15 protein-coding genes are annotated in these 19,999 nt (G+C 47.0%); 11 read left to right on the top strand and 4 right to left on the bottom strand.

Annotated features, from left to right (window positions below; genetic code table 11):
* The first annotated feature begins 722 nt into the window (after positions 1-722).
* Positions 723-2,741, top strand: coding sequence for an FAD-dependent oxidoreductase (locus tag NC996_RS23710; RefSeq protein WP_190688643.1), 2,019 nt, complete (start codon positions 723-725; stop codon positions 2,739-2,741).
* A gap of 52 nt (positions 2,742-2,793) precedes the next feature.
* Here the strand turns inward: NC996_RS23710 and NC996_RS23705 are convergent, their stop codons facing one another.
* Positions 2,794-3,807 (bottom strand): hypothetical protein, encoded by a 1,014-nt coding sequence (locus NC996_RS23705; protein ID WP_190688641.1) that lies wholly within the window; start codon positions 3,805-3,807, stop codon positions 2,794-2,796.
* Between the two features lie 150 nt (positions 3,808-3,957).
* Here NC996_RS23705 and NC996_RS23700 point away from each other — a divergent pair, with 150 nt between their 5' ends.
* Positions 3,958-4,524: a hypothetical protein gene (locus NC996_RS23700; protein WP_190414457.1), complete on the top strand. Its 567-nt coding sequence runs from the start codon at positions 3,958-3,960 to the stop codon at positions 4,522-4,524.
* A 176-nt stretch (positions 4,525-4,700) separates the two neighbouring features.
* The gene (gene clpS, locus NC996_RS23695) at positions 4,701-5,063 is read left to right on the top strand and encodes an ATP-dependent Clp protease adapter ClpS (protein WP_190414456.1); all 363 of its coding nucleotides are present in this window, start codon (positions 4,701-4,703) and stop codon (positions 5,061-5,063) included.
* A 71-nt stretch (positions 5,064-5,134) separates the two neighbouring features.
* Here the strand turns inward: clpS and NC996_RS23690 are convergent, their stop codons facing one another.
* On the bottom strand, positions 5,135-6,412 hold the full coding sequence (locus NC996_RS23690) for an acetylornithine/succinylornithine family transaminase (protein ID WP_190688638.1): 1,278 nt from the start codon (positions 6,410-6,412) through the stop codon (positions 5,135-5,137).
* A gap of 279 nt (positions 6,413-6,691) precedes the next feature.
* On the opposite strand from NC996_RS23690, the gene NC996_RS23685 reads away from it, so the two are divergent.
* A complete protein-coding gene (locus tag NC996_RS23685) occupies positions 6,692-8,335 on the top strand; it encodes a sodium:proton antiporter (protein WP_242029114.1) in 1,644 nt (547 codons plus the stop codon).
* Here the strand turns inward: NC996_RS23685 and NC996_RS23680 are convergent.
* Complete coding sequence (locus NC996_RS23680) at positions 8,332-9,009, bottom strand: TrkA family potassium uptake protein (RefSeq protein WP_190414454.1); 678 nt, start codon at positions 9,007-9,009, stop codon at positions 8,332-8,334. The genes NC996_RS23685 and NC996_RS23680 overlap by 4 nt on opposite strands.
* A 101-nt stretch (positions 9,010-9,110) precedes the next feature.
* Between NC996_RS23680 and NC996_RS23675 the strand changes: the two genes are divergently transcribed.
* Positions 9,111-10,199: an NAD-binding protein gene (locus tag NC996_RS23675; protein WP_190414453.1), complete on the top strand. Its 1,089-nt coding sequence runs from the start codon at positions 9,111-9,113 to the stop codon at positions 10,197-10,199.
* A 34-nt stretch (positions 10,200-10,233) separates the two neighbouring features.
* On the opposite strand, the gene NC996_RS23670 is transcribed toward NC996_RS23675, so the two are convergent.
* Entirely contained in the window at positions 10,234-10,440 is a 207-nt protein-coding gene (locus tag NC996_RS23670) for a glycogen debranching protein (RefSeq protein WP_190526217.1), read from the bottom strand.
* Positions 10,441-10,476: 36 nt separating this feature from the next.
* Between NC996_RS23670 and NC996_RS23665 the strand changes: the two genes are divergently transcribed.
* The 6 genes from NC996_RS23665 to NC996_RS23640 all read left to right on the top strand — a co-directional run bounded on the left by NC996_RS23665 (position 10,477) and on the right by NC996_RS23640 (position 19,877).
* Positions 10,477-10,722 (top strand): hypothetical protein, encoded by a 246-nt coding sequence (locus NC996_RS23665; protein ID WP_190688634.1) that lies wholly within the window; start codon positions 10,477-10,479, stop codon positions 10,720-10,722.
* A 253-nt stretch (positions 10,723-10,975) separates the two neighbouring features.
* On the top strand, positions 10,976-11,971 hold the full coding sequence (locus NC996_RS23660) for an ABC transporter substrate-binding protein (protein WP_190688630.1): 996 nt from the start codon (positions 10,976-10,978) through the stop codon (positions 11,969-11,971).
* Positions 11,972-12,021: 50 nt separating this feature from the next.
* Positions 12,022-13,023 carry an ABC transporter substrate-binding protein gene (locus tag NC996_RS23655; RefSeq protein WP_190526221.1) on the top strand — a complete coding sequence of 334 codons (1,002 nt, stop codon included), beginning with the start codon at positions 12,022-12,024 and terminating at the stop codon, positions 13,021-13,023.
* 34 nt (positions 13,024-13,057) lie between these two features.
* The gene (locus tag NC996_RS23650) at positions 13,058-14,062 is read left to right on the top strand and encodes an ABC transporter substrate-binding protein (RefSeq protein WP_190688627.1); all 1,005 of its coding nucleotides are present in this window, start codon (positions 13,058-13,060) and stop codon (positions 14,060-14,062) included.
* A gap of 2 nt (positions 14,063-14,064) precedes the next feature.
* Positions 14,065-16,686, top strand: coding sequence for an ATP-binding protein (locus NC996_RS23645; protein WP_190688624.1), 2,622 nt, complete (start codon positions 14,065-14,067; stop codon positions 16,684-16,686).
* Positions 16,687-17,051: 365 nt separating this feature from the next.
* Entirely contained in the window at positions 17,052-19,877 is a 2,826-nt protein-coding gene (locus NC996_RS23640) for a GAF domain-containing protein (RefSeq protein WP_190688668.1), read from the top strand.
* Positions 19,878-19,999 lie beyond the last annotated feature (122 nt).

Raw genomic sequence — 19,999 nt, 5'->3', positions numbered from 1 at the left:
GCTAACAAATTCAGGAAAGTCTTGATGCACTAAATTTTTTTTCTCAACTCAGCGATCATTTACATCTGAGCAGGTATACATCTACTAATACTGCTTAATCTTTCTTCAACTACCTCTCTCTTTAGATATGTTTGCTTACCGAGAGAGCTAATCGTATCAATTCCTTCTTTAAAACCCTACTTGCTGCTAAAGATTACTTTGTAGCTTCACTGGAAATTCCAAAAAACATATTACAGCGCCGTGTCTATCAGATGCGATCTCTAGCTTGCTCTAAATTGCAACTAAATCTCGATCGATATTTGTTTTTTAGAATAAAAATGAATGCAATCTATTTTTGTTCGGTTTTATACAGGATAATGAAATTAAAAACTAGGCTAAAGTAAGGGATTTTCAGAACTAAAAACATCTCATTAGGTAGAGGCTTATTCAGCGAGTCCTTAGGAAATTAGGATTTATTCGCAGCGCTACTGCAATCAAAATCCGAAGCACTACCAATAGCGGGAATTAGCTGCACTGCTAGCTATAGAAAAGTGCAGATGCTGACTTGAATCGCCATCTAATTCAACAGGGGGATTCGAGTAGAGGAATATTTATCGCCTTTTCGGGATAGGCTAGAGCGATCGCTTGTTCTGACTGCCGCCAGAAAAGCTTGCAATGAACAATTTGAGAGTGGTAGCGTCGGAGAGCTAGCTAGATATACGTAGAAGCTGAAACGTCTAAACATGAAGCGATCGCTCCTTAGCCTGACTCTAGGCTTAACATTGCTAGAATCATTCACTCCAATTGCTTTGGCAGCACCCCCTAGAAACCCAGATCAAACAGTGGAGTGTGAAATCTTGGTCGTTGGAGGGGGACTCTCCGGTGCGGCGACTGCCTACGAAGGCTTATTGGCGGGGCGAACCGTTTGCCTCACGGAAATTACCGACTGGGTAGGAGGACAAATTTCCGCACAGGGAACTTCCGCACTGGATGAACGCCCTACCCAACGGCAAAAGCTGTTATATTCTCGCGGCTACCTGGACTTGCGACAGCGAATCAATCGCAAATATGGAGAACTCAATCCTGGCGATTGTTGGGTTAGTGAATCCTGCTTTCTTCCCCGCGATGCTCACAAACTGCTGTACGACCAATTGCAAGATGCTGCCAAAAGAGGCAGAGGCAAGCTGAAATGGTTTCCCTCGACGGTAATCAAAGAACTGAATATCGACCAAGCGGGCAATTTGATTCAAGGTGCGATCGCTATCCAGCATCGCCCAGCTAAAGGCGCATCTCCTCTCAACACGCTGCCGCTATCGCAAACGATTGAGGATTCTTATCGCTACGAGAACTCGCCTCAGTTTGAAAAAACCATTGTCCGTTTTGTACCCCAGCCAGCGAAAAAGCCAGCACCCGCAGCCCCAAATTGGTACGTGGTTGACGCCTCAGAAACCGGCGAACTGATTGCCCTGGCTGACGTTCCCTACCGGCTAGGTATCGACCCCCGTTCTTACCTGGAACCTTCTTCTTCAAGTGAAACGGGCGATCGCTATTGCACCCAAGGCTTTACCTACACCTTTGCAATGGAGGCAACCCAACAACCACAAACCCATACCCCGCCACCGTTCTATTCTCAATATGAACCCTACTACAGCTATGAATTAAAGCGCCTGGCGGACTTTGGGCTAGTCTTCACCTACCGGCGGATTTGGAGTCCTAAAGCTGGAGAAACGACCAAATTCGGGGGTCTCTCCTATACGGGACCCACTCCCGGCGACATCTCCATGCAGAACTGGACTTGGGGCAACGACTACCGCCCCGGAAACGCCGAAGATAACTTAGTTTACACTCGCGACCAGTTGCAAGCCGCTGGACAGCTACAGCCTGGAGAATGGATGGGAGGATTGCGAACCGAAACCCTCCGCAAAGGCGAGGAAAACGCGCTGGGATATTTTCACTGGCTGGTTGCTGGAACCACCGACTCTCAACTTGGCCCAGGAGTTAAGCAGGCGAAACCCAATAACCGTTACCTGAGTGGGTTAGATTCCCCAATGGGAACGGTGCATGGGTTATCTAAGTATCCTTATATGCGGGAAGGACGGCGAATTATTGGACGCCCCACCTTGGCTTATCCTCAAGGTTTTAGCATTTGGGAAATTGATATTTCTCGCCGTAACTACAAAGACGACTACTACCGTCAAACATTGTCACCAGATACCTATCGGAGACTACAGGCATCGCTTGCAGGACTGGAAGTAGCGTCTGTACTGAGCGGCACCAAGCCGCCGGAACAAGTCATGCGGCGCACTCGTTCCACCATCTATCCCGACGCTGTAGGCATTGGTCACTATGCCATCGACTTCCATCCTTGCATGACCCAAAGCCCCGCAGAAGCTCCAGGAAACACCGAACGGGAAGGTGAACGACGGGGTGCAGGTCAAGCTTATCCGTTCCAAATCCCTCTCAGAGCGATGATTCCCCAAAAAATCAACAATATGCTCGTGGCAGGGAAAAGTATTGCGACCAGTCATATTGCCGCCGCTGCCTATCGAGTGCATTCCTTTGAATGGTCGGCGGGGGCTGCTGCTGGAACAACAGCCGCTTTTGCCTTAGAAAATGCGATCGCGCCTTATCAGCTAGTGGATGAACTGCCACGCGCCGAACCACAACTAGAAGCGCTGAAACGTCGATTGGATAAGAATAACAATCCGACTGTCTTTCCAGACACCTCAATTTTCAACCAGAATTGGGAAGATTGGAAGTGATATTTGTGAATCGGGAATGGCTAATTGGATAGCCATTCCCGATTCGCAATGACTACTTTGCTGGCTTCTCTAGCGACCAAATAGGAAGTTTATTCACCTCTTGGAGGGTTAACTCTACATAAGTCATGTCCTCCGGCTTAGCAACTTCTAGACCAAAATAACCTTCAGGGCCATCGTGAGCGTGGGAGCCGCTGCTCCGGGCTGAATAATGCCCTTGCAAACGAGCTTGATTAAATTGGGAACTCACGTTCCACAGCCACCGAGAGGGGAAGACAATACCGCCGAGATCCTCAACCCAGTCTCGACTCCCTCGCAGGTGATAGAAACGAGCCGCCTGAAAGCCCGACCTCCCATTAAAGACCCCACCCACAGAGACGATAGTGATTTTTGTATCTAGCCATTGGTTAAGATAGGGAGCCGCACCCAAGGCAACTTGTACGCCACCACTCGTTCCAACGAGAATGATGTCAAGCGGTTGACCCCCTTTACGGGAAATGGGCTGCCCACTATTCATCCGCTCGATGATGGCATTGGCAATCCCCTGATTATAAATAGAGCCATAGCGAGGATCGGCGGAAATCGCAAATCGCCAGAGATTGCGGATTTTGATCAGCACGCTGGCGATTCCTATCCCACCATTTCGATTCGCAAAGTGCCATACGGGGCTTAATAAGCGCTGTCCTCCTAGACCCTTGTTCTCTGCTGAGTATGGGAAAACATCTCCTACGGCTACACAGTTAGGATGACTCTCAACAATCCGGTCTAAAAAGACTTCTTCCCCCGGTGTTAATTCATTGGCAGAAAAATCTCCTACTCCTGTCAAAAACACAATGTAACAATTGATTGGGGAGGATTTGGCATCAGGATTTGAGTCATTGTTGGGTGGCAAGATCGAGCTTTGGTTTTTCTTCAAACCTAAAGTTTCTGCTCCTTGTTCCAGCCACCATACTACAGTCCCGACTGGCGAAGTAATACCCCAGATTATGAGTATAAAGACCGCTAGGAGCAACAGCTTTAAGGTTCCCCCCCGAAGCCATATAAGTATCCGCCAAATCAATCGCAGCATTCAAGAATATCTAGTTGCTTACTGTTACTGTCTTAACGTCAATTAATTTCGGTCAGGAAGTGAATTTTTTTGGTGATTGGCTCCCTGAGGCATCCCTGACGCAGTATCCTATCCAAAGTTGTCATCAATCGTGAGTAGTAAGGATTCAACGTGAGCAGCGAGGAATCAAAAGTAAGCTTGGGCACGACCCTTTGGAATGCACTTGCTTTAGATGGAAATTTTTATGAAAATGCTCGAAATACGCCTAAAACCTATCGAATTGCCCAAACTATTGTGATTTTAGCAGCACTGTCCCATGCTTTGGGTAGTGCTGTTATTTTATTAATTAACCTGGCAACGCTGCCCGTAATGCTGCTGGCGCTTCTGATTGATGGGATGAGCATTGTGGGAGGCTACTATTTCTGGACGCTTACCATTTGGAAGATTGGGGAGTGGCGAAAACCAAATCACGTTACCTATAGGGATTTGATGATTCCGATTGGCTTTGCCTATGCTCCGCAAGTGCTGAATTTCTTAACGCTGATTCCTTTGTTCGGACAACCACTTGAGCGGGTGCTAGCCGTTTGGAGTTTGCTGGCTGTGATTGTAGCAGTCCGCCAAGGGTTAGATATCAGCACTCGCAATTCGGCGTTAATTTGTTTGGTAGGATGGCCTTTGGTACAGCTGGCGGTTGGATTTATACAACGCTTTGAACAATTCCTGGTAGAGGGTTTCTAGGTTTTGTTGACATTTTGCCAAAACTTTGCACCAAATCCCGCTCTGGTTTTGCTTGGTTGTCACAGGAAACGAAGATGATTCTGACTTAACCTGTTACTTTCGGGGATTCAGGATTGTTAAAATAGAGCAAAATACTTGTAAATTAATTTTGTTAAGGTCTTTTCGCAATCTGCCTTATGACTAGGAGACTTTCAGCCGCTGTTGGCGCGATCGCCTCCGGTATAACTTTACCGACCGCCGCTGCACCGATTCAAGCTCCTGTTCAGACTCCTGAACGATCTAGTCAAGTTGTCCGCAAGTTATATCCTAATTACAAAGTGATCGTGTTAGACGATGATTTCAATACGTTTGAACACGTTCACGAGTGTTTGGTGAAGTATATCCCTGACATGACGAGCGATCTCGCTTGGGAACACACCTATCAAATCCACTTTGAAGGTCAAGCGATTGTTTGGGTGGGTCCCCAAGAGCAGGCAGAACTTTACCACGAGCAACTCAGCCGCGCTGGGTTAACAATGGCTCCTCTGGAAGCGGCTTAAAAGAGTTATGAGTTTGAGTTAGCATTCTTAATTCAAAACTCAACACTCATAACTCAAAACTTTCCGATTCCCTACGCGGTTACGGTTGCCATTGCCCGTTCAACGGCTTGCAGCGCTTGGTCTACCTCTTCAGCAGAGACAATCAGCGGCGGCACAAATCGAATCACTTTGGGACCAGCAGGTACCAACAATAAGCCGTCGGCGATCGCTGCTTTCACAACATCTGCTGAAGTTAAATCAATCTCTGCCTTCAACTCCATCCCATTGATTAAACCCCAGCCACGCACTTCACTAATTTGGTCGGGATATTTAGATGCGATCGCGCTCAATCCCGCTCGTAATTGTTTGCCCCGATCTTGTACATTTTGCAGAATATTGTCCCGTTCTAGCGTCTGACACACGGTTAACGCAGCCGCACAGGCAAAAGGATTGCCGCCATAAGTGCTAGCATGATCTCCCGGCTGAAAAACATCACAATGTTTCTTGCACAAGGTTGCACCGATGGGAATGCCACCACCTAATCCCTTGGCAGACGTGAAGATATCCGGCTCAATTCCCAAATGCTCGTATCCCCAGAACTTGCCGCTGCGACCCATGCCAACTTGCACTTCATCTAAAATTAGCAAGATGTCGTTCTCATCGCAGATTTTCCGCAATTCTTGGAAGTATTTGACATCGCCGGGACGCACGCCACCTTCTCCCTGCAAGGCTTCCAGCATAATTGCGGTGACACCTTGATCGCCTTCGTCGAGGGTAGCGATCGCATTCTTGATCGCCCCAATATCGTTGTAAGGCACATAGTAAAAACCAGGCATCAACGGGGCAAAATTTTTCTGGTACTTCGGTTGACCTGTAGCGGTAATCGTCGCCAACGTGCGCCCGTGGAAGCTGGCGTGAGCCGTCAAAATAATCGGCTTTTCGATCCCTTTGACCGTGTGGGCATATTTCCGAGCCAGTTTGATTGCCCCTTCGTTTGCCTCAGCACCGGAATTGCAGAAAAACGCCCGATCCGCGCAGGAATGGTCGATCAACCATTTTGCCAATTCCCCTTGCACCGGGATGTAATACAAGTTAGAGACATGGTGCAGCGTCTGGATTTGGCGAGTTACGGTTTCCACCAAAGCTGGGTGAGCGTGTCCGAGGGTACAAGTGGCAATCCCGGCAACAAAGTCCAGATATTCGCGCCCCTCGCTATCCCACAGGCGGCAACCCGCACCCCGTTCTAAAGCTAGGGGATAGCGCCCGTAGGTACTCATCACCGAGGCGTCAAAGCCTTCTGGGTCATACGGAACGGACACGCCTGACTCTGCCGGAATTGAGGAATTTTCAACCAGAGTTTCTAGACTCACTGCTTACTCCTGAAATTTTTTATCCTTATTTGGCAATCTTAAAGGGAATTTTCAAAAAGTTCTGTTTAAAGGGAACTATAAACCCTGAGAAAACAGAAACAGCCTTACTTGCGAAAGGTTAGCTGAGGCGGTTAACATCGTCCACGCGACTCCAGGTTGAGTCTAAGATTGACCGCGAGCATTGCACTTGATCCAATCGGCTCGTCTGACAGGATGATTTTGGGAAAGTTTAAGTTGCGATCGCTCCTCATTTTTGTTTGTCCCAATCAGCTAAATCAGATGATGCATCTTTTATCCTTAGCAAAACTCCCCGTCTGGTGCTTTCCGCAGCCGTTTGTTCTCGCTAATCTTAACCAAACAAACCAGCAGCCTCAAGCAAACATTGCAGAATTAGTCCCAATTCTGATTATTCTCCTGCTAATTGCCACAGTTGTTGCCCTGGTGACACAGCGGCTTCGCGTTCCCTATGTCACGGGTTTAGTGTTGGCAGGTTTACCAATCACGGAACTATTTTCTCGCCGGATTGGACTCGATCCTTCCTTAGTATTGAATCTTTTCCTGCCAATTCTCATCTTTGAAGCTGGCATCAATACAGATGTTAGCCGTCTCCGAAGCACGTTTAAACCAATTGCCCTTTTAGCGGGTCCAGGGGCGATACTTTCCTCGGCGATTATTGCCGTTCTGTTGAAATTTGGGCTAGGGCTAGATTGGATACCAGCGCTACTAATTGGAGTTATTCTCGCAAACACTGATACGGTTTCCATGATTGCCGTTTTTAAGGAGATACCTGTACCCTCCCGGCTTTCCACGATCGTTGAAGGAGAAACCCTCTTCAACGATGCTGCCGCCCTAGTTTCATTTAACCTGATTCTGACAGTGTATTCGACAGGTTCGCTCACAGTATTAGAAGGAATCCAACAACTATTATTTGTTGCCGTGGGAGGCAGTCTCGTTGGCTTAGTCTTGGGCTATTTAAGCATCCCTGTATTTCTTCGTTTACACGATCCCCTTAGCAGTCTCTTGCTAACCGTTGCAGTTGCATTAGGAACCTTTCAAATCGGGCAATCTTTAGGGGTATCCGGTGCTGTGGCTGTGGTTGTAGCTGGATTAATTTTCGGGAACGTTGGGCTTTCTCGCAGCACGTCTGCTTCCGATCGGATCGCGTTGTTAAGTTTTTGGGACTATGCCAGTTTTGCAGTCAATACCTTTATTTTTCTGCTGATTGGTGTAGAAATAAACCCGGTGACGTTCTGGAGGACTTTGCCAGCGGTTCTGCTTGCCGTTTTGGCTTACCAAATTGCGCGAGTCCTCACTGTCTATCCGCTGTTGGCTGGAGTGCGTTGGTTTGACCGTCCGATTCCATTGCGCTGGCAGCACGTCCTGTTTTTAGGTAACATCAAAGGCTCTCTTTCAATGGCTCTTGCCCTTAGCTTACCTACAACACTACCGGGGCGAGAGCAGTTGATCGCCTTAGTGTTTGGTGCGGTGTTGTTATCTCTCGTAGGGCAGGGCGTAAGTTTACCTTGGTTTGTACGCCGGTTGCAACTCTCTCGCTTCTCAGATTCTCGCCAACAAATTGAGGAATTGCAGGCTCAGTTAATTGCTTCTAAGGCAGCTCAAGATGAATTGGATAGTCTATTGAAAAAAGGGGTTTTGCCAAAAAGTGTTTATGAAGAAATGCGAGCCGTTTATCAGGTGCAAGTTGCCGGGGCAGAAAAAGCGCTGCGGAATCTTTATAATCGTCGTCCGGGACAATTAGTTGAAGGCGATCGCTCAAAACTTGACGCCATTCGACGACGATTACTCTTGGCAGAAAAAGGGGCGCTAAATGAGGCGATCCGGCAGCGAATTCTCTCTGAGGAAATTGTGCAAGGGCGAATAAAAACAATTGATGAACAACTGATGAAACTAGAAGATGATTAGGCACAACCATTAATAAAATCAATGGCTTGATGTAATGACCCTGGCTTCGTCACCATTAATATCGTCGCTCCTGGCTCTAATACTGTACTTCCGTTGGGAATTTCTAAATCCATGTGGGGATGGGATTGATAACCAATAATTAAAGAGCCTGTAGGAAATTGGGGTTCTTGAGCGATTTCAGCAACGGTAAGACCGACAACATAGCACTTTTGGGGAATCGAGAGTTTTAAAACTTCAATTTGACCCTGCTCAAAATGCATCATTGATTCTACTTGCGGATACTCAATCGCATTCACCATTGTAGAAACTCCTAAATCAACGGTACTGATGATATGAGAAGCCCCGACAATGCGTAGGGGTTCGGCAAAATCCCGGTGGCGCACTCGACTCACAATATGGGAAACGCCGTAGTGTTTAGCAAGCGTGACCATTGCTAGATTTAAGGCATCATGACGGAGAACGGCTGCGACGGCATCAGCTTTGTGAATCCCGGCTTCTAGCAGCACCTCGGTACTGACCGCACTGCCTTCAAATGCCATTGCGCCGACTTGTTCGCGGACATACCGGCAAGCACTTGGATCGATATCAATTACGGCGACGGTATGCCCCAGGTCTACCAGCCGTTGCGCTAAATCCAACCCAACAAGTCCGGCTCCACCAATGAGTACAAACATAGCTGTCTCTCTAAAAATATTGACTCTGTGCTTCACTTTACAAGTCGAGAGCGGTTATCCTGCGAGGGTATCCTCCACATTTTTTTCTAAAATTGACTTAGGTGACTACAGGCAGTGTAAGCAACGATCGGACAGCACTTGAGCAAAAATATGAACGCCTTCGTCAAGAGTTGATTGGCGGTGCGATCGCACTCTTTGGTGTCGCCCTGCTCGGCACTTTATGGTACAAGCTGGTGGAGGGTTGGTCGTGGTCAGATGCCGCCTATATGACTGTGATCACGCTAGCAACTGTGGGGTATGGAGAAACTAATCCGCTGGGTAATCGCGGTCGCTTGTTTACGATCGCCCTGATTTTAACAGGTGTGGTCAGCATCGGTTACATCGTCAATCGGTTTACAGAAGCCCTGATTCAAGGCTACTTTCAAGAGGGAGGACGACTGAGGCAGCGGCGGCGTTTGGTAGATTCTTTAAACGAACACTATATCCTTTGTGGCTTTGGACGCACCGGGCGTCAGATTGCTAAAGAGTTTAAGGCGGAAGGCATTGCGTTTGTGACCATAGACTCTCAGATGGAGCCGGTAGAGGAGGCGCTACAGTTGGGTTATATCGCGGTGCAAGGCGATGCGACACTGGATGACACGCTTCACAGGGTAGCGATTGAACGGGCGATTTGTCTGGTGGCGGCGCTGCCTTCGGATGCAGAAAATCTCTATACGGTGATTTCGGCGAAAACGCTCAATCCAAACATTCGAGCGATCGCGCGGGCAAGTACAGAAGAAGCGGTGCAAAAAATGCAACGCGCCGGTGCTGATGCCGTGGTTTCCCCCTATATTACTGGCGGCAGGCGCATGGCAGCAGCAGCGCTTAGACCCCAGGTGATGGACTTTGTGGATGGTATCCTCACGGGAACCGATCGCGCTTTTTATATGGAAGAGTTCCTGATCGATCCTCAAAGTTGTCCCGTTGTGAGACAAAGCCTAAGAGAAGCCCGGTTGCGATCGCAATCGGGCGCTTTAGTTCTCGCCATTCGTCGCGCCGATGGCACCCTCATCGGGGGTCCCACGGGAGAAACTCAATTACTGGCGGGAGATTTGCTCATTTGCATGGGTACAGCAGAACAACTGCGAATCCTCAGCCAAATCCTCATTCCCATTAGTTCTGGGAAACTGCGTCCGCCCAAGCATACCTAACCCAATTAGTTTTTCTACCTAGCGATCGCTTTAATTAATCCAGCTTCAGGGAATTCACTGGCACCTCATCCCAAGAATCAACCGTTCGCAATCTGGCGATCCAACCGGACTCCTTTTGGAAATCGGTTAAATTTTGCTGGTAGGACTCATGACAATCTTTTGCCTGCGCTTCATCACAACAGGCAATACAGGCATGGATCATCCCAGACGGATCGATCTGTTCGTTTACCCAAATCGTCATAGGGCATTCTCCCTGAATTTTAAATGCATAGACTGCTTGCAACTCGACAAAAACGCTTACCTCTGGGCTGCGATCGCGTTACCGAAGCGAGGCGTTAGCCTAGCGCTGACTTGTCAGTTCGCGCTGGGAAAGAGCAATCTGTTGATTGGTGCTGATTTAATACTTATACCAAGTTGCGTTGTCACATCCTGCAAATCCAATGGCAACGCCAAGGTGTTTTACATTTGTTGGCTCTCTAGCGCTAAGGAATCGACCCGCTTCGATCCCCACACCCTCCACTAAAGATATAGAACAGATGGTGAAAACCCGAAGAAAATCGGGAATTCTAAGAAGGGTACTGATGCAAACTCTAATCATTGCAGGTCATCCTTGTCGGCGATCGCTTAATTCTTGAGTTAGCGAGAGAAAAACCAACGGATGACAAGGCTTTGAGCCAATAGAAGCACCAGAGTTGAGACCGAACTTTCGTAAAGCTGTCGATCGGTTCAGCGATAAAAGGCAGCATAACCCCAGTTAAGTCACAAAAATAGTTTCTATGAAATCTCGACTGTTCCGCTTCGTGTCTCTTTTTTTGCTCAGTATTGTGCTGATTACAGCCTGCAATAGCACGACGGTGACTTCCCAAAAAGAAACTCAGCCCCTTACCGTCGGCTACAATTTGTGGCCTGGGTTGTTCCCAATCGCGATCGCTCAAGAAAAAGAATTCTTCACAGCTCAAGGGGTCAAAGTCAAACCCGTCTATGTCCAAAACTTTCTAGAATCGGTGTCTGAATTCAGTGCTGGACAATATGATGGAGTTGCCATCACAGTAAGTAGCTTGATGAGCATCATTGAGAAAAACCCGGATTTACAGATTGCGATGGCAACTGATGAATCGGCTGGTTCTGACTCAATAGTAGTTCGCCCAGAGGTTAAAAGTGTCGCTGACTTGAAAGGCAAGCGCCTCGGAGTCAGGTTAGGTGATGGAGAATTATTTGTCAGCGAAATGCTCCAGAAACATGGTTTGACTAGCGATAATTTGACCCTAGTCAACGTAGAAGGAGAAGCGGTTCCAGCACGTTTTAAGAGCGGGGATATTCAAGCGGGACATACTTGGGAACCGTACTTATCTGAAGTAACCAAATCTGGAGGGCGAGTATTATTCACCAGTAAGGACACACCCGGCTTAATTTCGAGTGTAATAGTGTTTCGATCCTCAGTAGTACGCGATCGCCCAAAAGACATTCAAGCATTTATTCGCGCCTGGTTTCAAGCGCAAGATTACTGGCAGGCAAATCCCGAAGAAAGTAAAGCACTGATTGCGAAAACGCTCTCCATCAAACCTGAAGAAATTTCCACTGAGGGTGTCAAGTTGTACACCTTAAAAGACAACTTAAAAGCATTTACTCCTGGTTCTACAACCGAGTCGTTGTACCATACCGCCAAATTGTACACCGACTTCTATATTCGCACCGGAGGATTAAGCACCGCGCCAGATATTCAAAAAATGATTAATCCTTCTTTTGTGCAGATGTCGCAGGCAGGAAATTAACGAGAAAAAAAGCGTTATTCCATGCAGTTAAACATCAACAGTTTTTCAAGATGAAATCTCGATTTCTCCGCTTCGCGTCTCTTTTTTTGCTCAGCCTTTTCCTGGTTACAGCCTGCAATGGCAGAACCTTTATAACCTCTAAACCTGAGCTTCCACCACTGCGAATTGCCTACAATCTGTGGCCTGGATATTTCCCAATGGAGATTGCTTCAGAACAAGGATTTTTCGCAGAACAGGGGGTGGAAGTTGAACCTGTGTATTCAGAAAACTATTTAGGAGTTGTTTCTGATTTTAGTGCAGGTAAATATGATGGCATCATCGTAACATTGGGTGGTGTGATGAGCATCATTGGGAAAAACCCAGATATCCACATTGTCCTGGAAACCGATCAATCGGCTGGTGCTGACACCGTAGTGGTGCAACGCGATATTAAAAGTGTAGCTGACTTGAAGGGCAAGCGACTCGGCGTGAAGTTAGGCGACTACGGAGAATTGTTTGTTGTCAAGATGCTGGAGAGCAATGGTCTTACTACCGATGACGTGACGCTAGTCGATATAGAAGGGGAAGCCATTCCAGCACACATAAAAAGCGGTGATATTCAAGCCGGACAAACTTGGTATCCCTACACATTAGAGGCAGTGAAAGCCGGAGCGCAGGTACTATTTACCAGTAAGCAAACACCTAGGTTGATTCCGAATGTCATCTTATTTCGCAGCAATGTAATACGCGATCGCCCTGGACAGATAAAAGCATTTGTCCGAGCTTGGTTCCAAGCCCAAGATTACTGGAAAGCCAACCCAGAAGCAAGCAAATCACTGATTGCTAAGCGGCTGAAGATTAAACCGGAGAGCGTTTCAACCGATAACATTCAGCTGTCCACCTTAAAAGAAAACTTAAAAGCGTTTACTCCAGGTTCCACAGAAGAGTCGTTGTACCATACCGCCAAATTGTACGCCGATTTCTCGATTCGCACTGGAGGATTAACCGCTGCGCCAGATATTCAAAAACTGATCGATCCGTCTTTTGTGCAGCAGTTGCAGCCAGGAAGTTGACCGTATTCAGTCACACACATCAACAGGTTTTAGCATGAAATCTCGATTGCTACGCTTTGTATTTCTTGTATTACTCAGCATTGTGCTAATCACCGCCTGCAATAGCACGACAACAGTAGTTACTTCCAGCCCAACGTCTTTGCCTCTTAGGGTCGGATATAGTCTCTGGGCTGGACACTTTCCAATAGCGATCGCCCAAGAAAAAGGCTTCTTCCAAGCGCAGGGTGTTAAAGTCGAACCCGTTTATTCAGAAAACTTTCTCGTACCCCTGTCTAACTTCAGTGCTAATAAAAACGATGGGGTTGCTCTGCCATTAGGTAGCGTGATGAGTAAGCTTGGGCAAAACCCAGAGGCAAAAATTGTTTTAGTCACCGATCAATCAGCTGGTGCTGACGCAATGGTAGCTGGGCGCGATATAAAAAGCGTGGCTGATTTGAAGGGCAAGCGGATCGGCACTAAGTTAGGTGATTTTGGAGAACTGTTTATCACCAAGATACTAGAAACTAAAGGTCTTTCTAGTCAAGATGTCAGCTTAGTCAATATAGAAGCGGAAGCAATTCCAGCTTTCTTAAAAAGTGGTGAAATTCAAGCGGGGCAAACCTGGGAACCCTATGTGTCTCAAGCAGTTAAATCTGGGGCTAACGTGCTATTCACCAGTAAGCAGACTCCTGGGTTGATTCCAGATGTCATCGTGTTTCACGGCAATGTGCTACGCGATCGCCCTCAAGAGGTGAAGGCATTTATTCGCGCTTGGTTCCAAGCCCAAGACTACTGGAAAGCCAATCCAGAAGAAAGCAAAGCAATAATTGCCAAAACCCTGAATATCAAACCTGAAACCATTTCCGTAGATGGCATCCAGTTGTCTACTTTGCAAGACAACTTAAAGGCATTTACTCTAGGTTCAACAACAGAGTCGCTGTATCATACAGCCAAATTGTACGCCGACTTTTATACTCGTACCGGAGGGCTAAGCGCTGCGCCGGATATTCAAAAACTGATTAACCCGTCCTTTGTGCAGCAGTTACAAAAGGTAAATTGACTGTGAAACAGTTCCAACTTTATACCCTACGCACTAAGCTGATTTTTTCTTTCCTGGGTGTGGCACTGCTCCCCTTAGCATTACTAGCCTTCTTGAATCAGCGAGCCACACAAAAGACGCTGACGAACAATGCTAACCAAACCCTCTTAACATCTGCTTCTCAAACTGCCCTGAGTATAGATGCTTTTATAAACTCGAATCTGGATGCTGTCCGGGTTGAAGCTCAGTTGCCAGTCTTCGCCAAGTACTTAAGTTTACCTGCTAACCAGAGACAAAGTATCGCTTCAGAAGTCGAGGGCGCTTTACGTTCGCTCAGCCGTAAAGATACTTTGAATATCTCGTCCTACGCGCTGCTCGATCGTCAGGGGCGAGATGTAATTGATACCTATACACCAGATATCGGTACAGATAAATCTGACCAGAATTACTTTCAGCGACCGTTTAAAACTGGCTTACCCTATGTCTCGCCCATCGTGTTTTCTCCAAGTACTAATGAGATCGGTTTGTACTTCAGTAGTCCGGTACGAAATGCGTCGGGAAATACTATCGGTGTCTTACGTATCCGTTATAACGCTGCTGCTGTCCAGCGATTGGTTAGCCAAAATACCGACCTAGTGAGAGGAAGCGCTTCCTTTGCGATTTTGCTAGACGAAAACCATATTCGTTTAGCTCACGGAAACGCACCTGAGTTAAATTTTAAATCGGTAGCACCACTCCCACCGGCTAAAGTGAAAGCTCTGCAAGCAGAAGGACGGTTGCCCAAGGGGAAAACGGCAGACTTTTCGACAAATTTGCCTGATTTTGAGCAAGGTTTAGATAACGCTGCAACATCCCCTTACTTTACAACCGCCTTATCCTCTACAAACAACGAGCCGAACGCAGCAGCAGTTACCAAGCTAAAGACGCGACCGTGGTTTGTGGTTTTTGTCCAACCGAAAGCGGTATTTCTAGCGCCTATCGAAGCCCAAGCCCGCGACACGCTGTTGCTGGCTGCGATCATTGCAGGTGTAGTCATTATCGCGGCGATTACGATCGGAGAACTACTGGCTAAGCCACTGATTAATCTCGCTGGAACAGTGACTCAATTCACTGCTGGCAACCTCAATGCTCGTACTTCTATCCAATCAAAGGATGAAATTGGGGTGCTAGCGTTGAGTTTCAATGGGATGGCAGAACAAGTCGGTAAATTGCTTCAAGGCTTAGAAGAGCGTACCCGCGAACTGGAAGTTAGTCAACACGTTACGGTTGCCGTCAGCGAGTTGTCGAAAGCGATTATAGACCCGGAAAAGCTATTGCGCGAAGCGATCGCCCTAATGCAGAATCGCTTCGGCTTGCACTACGTGCAAATTTATCTGTTAGATCAGACCACGAATCAACTCATCCGGCGGGCTGATTCTGGCAATCAGGGTATGCTTGGGCATGATGAAAGCGCCTGTCTGTCTCTTGACGATCGCAGCTTAGTCGCCCTTGCTGCCCGAAAGCAGCAAACGATCTGGGTGGATAAACAGGACAGTGCAGGGCTAGCAGGAGACTTGAAACCCATCCAAATGGGTTCTTCCGCAGTGGTGCCCTTAGTCGCCCGTGGGGCGCTACTAGGAGTGCTGGACATTCAAGACAAGGAAAGCGATCGCTTCAGTCAAACGGATCTAGAGACGTTCAACACCCTCGCCGGACAAATCGCCACGGCTTTAGAAAATGCCCGCTTGTTTGAAGAAATTCAAAAGGCTGAAACCCAATACCGAGACAAAGCTCAAGAGTTACAACAAACTCTATCTGAGTTGAGACAAACTCAAACTCAATTAATTCAAACTGAAAAAATGTCTAGTTTGGGTCAACTGGTGGCTGGAGTTGCACATGAAATTAACAATCCAGTCAACTTCATTTATGGCAACATCACTCCTGCCAATGAATATCTGGAAGATTTGCTCAAACTCTTAAAGTTGTACCAACAATGCTACCCCAATCCTACCCCGGAAATTCAAGACTATATCGAAGAAGTCGAACTCGACTTCCTGCTCCTTGATTTTCAGAAAATTCTATCTTCCATGAAGTTTGGAGCCGAACGGATTCGTCAAATTGTTCTATCTCTAAGAAACTTCTCTCGTTTGGATGAAGCGGAGATGAAAGCCGTTGACATTCATGAGGGTCTTGAGAATACGCTAGTAATTTTACAGAATCAATTAAAAGATAAGCCGGGACATCCGGAGATTCAGGTGATTAAAGAGTATGGCAACTTACCTTTAGTAGAATGCTATGCCGGACAACTGAATCAAGTGTTTATGAATTTACTTACAAATGCAATTGATTCTCTTGATGAGTTTAATCATAAACGCTCGATCGAAGAAATTAAAGGCAATCCCGCTACCATCTTAATTCGCACCAAAGTCGCAGGGAACAATCAAGTAGAAATCCGAATAATTGACAATGGTTCAGGGATTTCAACTGAGGTTCAGTCAAGACTTTTCGATCCTTTCTTCACAACGAAAAACGTTGGCAAAGGGACTGGGCTGGGTCTAGCGATTAGCTACCAAATTGTAACCGAAAAACATGGGGGACAGTTGGAGTGTACTTCAGCACCCGGTCAAGGGGCTGAGTTTGCTATCAAGATTCCAATTAGAGTTTAAGCTAACAAATCTTCATCAAGCGCGATCGCACTGACGAGAAAGTTAGAAACCTTAGCTGGATAGAATTTTAGCAACTCATTTTCTAAAAAATCCCTAAATCTACAGCATTATTTTAAAACCCGATTTCAAACTCGCTCGAAAACATATATATAGCAATCCTATTTTAGTTGTGAGACAAACCTTCAGATCCTAACTTCTTTCTCGAAGTCGGGAATCGCACCTTCACGAATCATTTTAGATTGGTATAGAAACTAATTTTTAAAAAAAGTTCCATATTTTCACGTATGGCTGAACTTAGTCAGTACACCGAAAATAGATACAGTGCGGAAAAAGGCACAAATATTATAAGCGTAGTGGATGAAAAAATGACCATCAGTAAAAATACGCAAGTTTTAAAGCCAGAATTACAGTCAGAATTAGAGCGGGAAGGATTGCTGCACCGAATCACTAACCGGATTCGTCAATCCTTGGAATTACAAGAAATTTTAATCGCAACGGTGGCAGAAGTCAGTTCGTTACTAGAAGCAGACCGCGTCATGGTCTATCGGTTTCATGCTGATGAAAGTGGAGAAGTGATTGCCGAATTTATTTATAAAAATCGCCTTCCGTCTTTAAAAGGTTTGAACTTTCCAGCGGATGACATTCCTCCCCAAGCACGCGAACTCTATCAGAAAGTGCGTCTGCGTTCGATTGTGAATGTTGCGTCAGGACTCATTGGTTTATCGCTAATGGATTCTCCGGTTTCTGGAGAATCCCTAGAAACCAGAAAGATCCACTATCGCCCTATAGACCCTTGCCATGTGGCATATCTCAAAGCAATGGGTGTGCAGTCTTCTCTGGTGGTGCCGATTCTGCATGGCGATCGCTTGTGGGGGCTTTTAGTCGGTCACTACTCGCAACCGCAAGTAATCTCAGAACGGGAACTGGAAATTGTCCAGATGGTAGCGGATCAAGTATCGATTGCGATCGCTCAATCTACTTTACTCACCCAAACCCGCGAAAAAGCTCAGCGGGAAGTCACGCTTAACCGTGTCGCTACCCTGCTGCATACACTCCCTACCATTGAGCTGCAATCCGCCCTGGAGGAAACCGTTAGCGCGCTGCAAGGTTCCGGTGGCAGACTGTACATCGCCCCAGAAACTACTGGCTTGTCAGCGATAGTGTACACCTGTGGCGATCAATTGAAGCTCGTAGAACCGGGAGTGGTAGCAGTACCTGCCTCATCCGTTTTAATTGAGCAGCATCCTCTGTGGCAAGAATGGTTAAAAGGCGGAGCAAATTTAAACCCTGTCGCTACCGCAAATACTAGGGGTAGTAGTGGCATCATTGCGATCGCTGACTTGTATAAACAAACGTATTTACAATCGATTGAAACTGTATTTCAATCTACTTTGATTCGAGGCGTGTTGATTGTACCCCTCCAACACCGTCAACAGTTGGTCGGATACTTGACAATTTTTCGAGATGAAATTGACACAGAAACCTTATGGGCTGGGCATTTTGACCCGGATGCGCGACAAATTCATCCCCGGAAATCTTTTGAACTTTGGCGACAGCTAAAAAGAGGCCAATCGCGCCAATGGACTCCGGAAGAGATTGAACTCGCTGATGCTTTGGGCGATGGCTTCTCAATGGCGATTGAGCAGTATGGACTGTACCAAAAGGTGCAGCGTCTCAATGCCAACCTCGATTGTCAAGTCCAAGAACGTACAGTCAAGTTACAACAATCCTTGGAGTGGGCAAGCGTTCTGAAGCAAGTCATCGACCAAATCCGCAGCACGTTGGAACTAAAAACCATCCTCCAAACCATCGTGCGCGAAGTCCGGAACCTGTTAAATACAGACCGAGTGATAATTTACCAGTTCACCCAACGCTGGCAAGGTAAGGTGGTTGTCGAAGAGGTCACGGGCAATACCAAATCAATTCTGGGGCAAGTCTATGACGAGAACTGCTTTCCCCTAGAGTACGCGATCTTATACCAGGGGGGACGGGTTCGGGCAATTAGCGACGTGCATCAAGCTTCTTTGCAAGCTTGTCATGTCGAATTCTTGGAACAGATTCAGGTAAAAGCCAATTTAGTCGTCCCGATTCGCAGAGGGGAGAAACTGTGGGGGCTACTGGTTGCCCATGAGTGCCATGAACCCAGAGTTTGGAAGGCGGAGGAAGTCGATCTGCTGCAACAACTCGCCGATCAAGCTGCGATCGCGATTCAGCAAGCCGAACTCTACCAACAGCAAGCGGAATTACTTGCTCAAACCCAGCAGCAAGCCGAACAACTCTCCAGCGCCCTCCAAGAGTTACAGAAAACCCAAACCCAGCTAATTCAAACCGAAAAGATGTCGAGTTTGGGTCAACTGGTTGCCGGTGTTGCTCACGAAATTAATAATCCGGTTAATTTTATCTACGGCAATATCAGCCACGTTGATGAATATACCCAAGATATGCTCAAACTCATGGAACTCTATCAACAGCATTACCCAAATCCCCATGCTGAAATTGTGGATCGAGCAGAGGCGATTGACATAGAGTTCCTGACTTCGGATCTTCCGCAGATGCTCTCATCAATGAAGGTTGGAGCCGATCGCATCCGCCAGATCGTTCTGTCTTTACGTAATTTCTCCCGACTGGACGAGGCTGATCGGAAGCCTGTCAATATCCACACTGGCATCGACAGCACTCTGTTAATCTTGCAACATCGACTGAAAGCAAAGCCAGACCATGCCGAGATCGACGTAGTGAAAGAGTATGGGGACTTACCGCCGATTGAGTGCTACGCCGGTCAGATGAATCAAGTTTTTATGAACGTGATTGGCAATGCCATTGACGCTCTAGAGCAACGCGATGAATCGCGATCGCTAGAAGAAATTAAAAACTTACCCAGTCAGATTACCATTCGTACTTTTCTGATGCAGGACAACCCATCTGGTGTCCCCCGCGTTGTTATTCAGATTAATGACAATGGCCCTGGCATGAGTACAGGCGTGCAGTGCCAAGTTTTCGATCCTTTTTTCACTACCAAGCCGGTTGGGAAAGGAACAGGTCTGGGACTTTCCATTAGCTACCAGATTGTGGTCGAAAAACACGGCGGTTTCTTTAAATGTATGTCTCAACCCGGTCAGGGGACTGAGTTCTCGATAGAAATTCCCCTGAAGAGCCAGTTCGCACAAAGCGGCTATAGCAATCCTCTTTGAGTTTTAAGATATAGCAATCGCCAAGGTAATTAGGACGACAAGCATAAGACATGCTCGATTGCATCTCGCAAACAATTAAACTGGTCGAGTTGTTTGCGGATGCGGCTGTTGAGCCAAGACCA

The organism is Trichocoleus sp. ST-U2 (genome assembly GCF_039961875.1).
Classification (GTDB): domain Bacteria; phylum Cyanobacteriota; class Cyanobacteriia; order Cyanobacteriales; family FACHB-T130; genus FACHB-T130.
The sequence above is the reverse complement of the archived record's forward strand: the minus strand, read 5'-3'. Positions and strand labels throughout refer to the sequence as shown.

What these genes read in the sequence shown, in the direction of transcription:
- NC996_RS23710 (WP_190688643.1), top strand. Translation starts at nt 723, where the DNA reads ATGAAGCGATCGCTCCTTAGCCTGACTCTAGGCTTAACATTGCTAGAA.
- NC996_RS23685 (WP_242029114.1), top strand. Translation starts at nt 6,692, where the DNA reads ATGATGCATCTTTTATCCTTAGCAAAACTCCCCGTCTGGTGCTTTCCG.
- NC996_RS23640 (WP_190688668.1), top strand. Translation starts at nt 17,052, where the DNA reads ATGACCATCAGTAAAAATACGCAAGTTTTAAAGCCAGAATTACAGTCA.
- NC996_RS23670 (WP_190526217.1), bottom strand. Translation starts at nt 10,440, where the DNA reads ATGACGATTTGGGTAAACGAACAGATCGATCCGTCTGGGATGATCCAT.
- NC996_RS23680 (WP_190414454.1), bottom strand. Translation starts at nt 9,009, where the DNA reads ATGTTTGTACTCATTGGTGGAGCCGGACTTGTTGGGTTGGATTTAGCG.
- NC996_RS23705 (WP_190688641.1), bottom strand. Translation starts at nt 3,807, where the DNA reads ATGCTGCGATTGATTTGGCGGATACTTATATGGCTTCGGGGGGGAACC.
- NC996_RS23650 (WP_190688627.1), top strand. Translation starts at nt 13,058, where the DNA reads ATGAAATCTCGATTGCTACGCTTTGTATTTCTTGTATTACTCAGCATT.
- NC996_RS23660 (WP_190688630.1), top strand. Translation starts at nt 10,976, where the DNA reads ATGAAATCTCGACTGTTCCGCTTCGTGTCTCTTTTTTTGCTCAGTATT.
- NC996_RS23655 (WP_190526221.1), top strand. Translation starts at nt 12,022, where the DNA reads ATGAAATCTCGATTTCTCCGCTTCGCGTCTCTTTTTTTGCTCAGCCTT.
- clpS (WP_190414456.1), top strand. Translation starts at nt 4,701, where the DNA reads ATGACTAGGAGACTTTCAGCCGCTGTTGGCGCGATCGCCTCCGGTATA.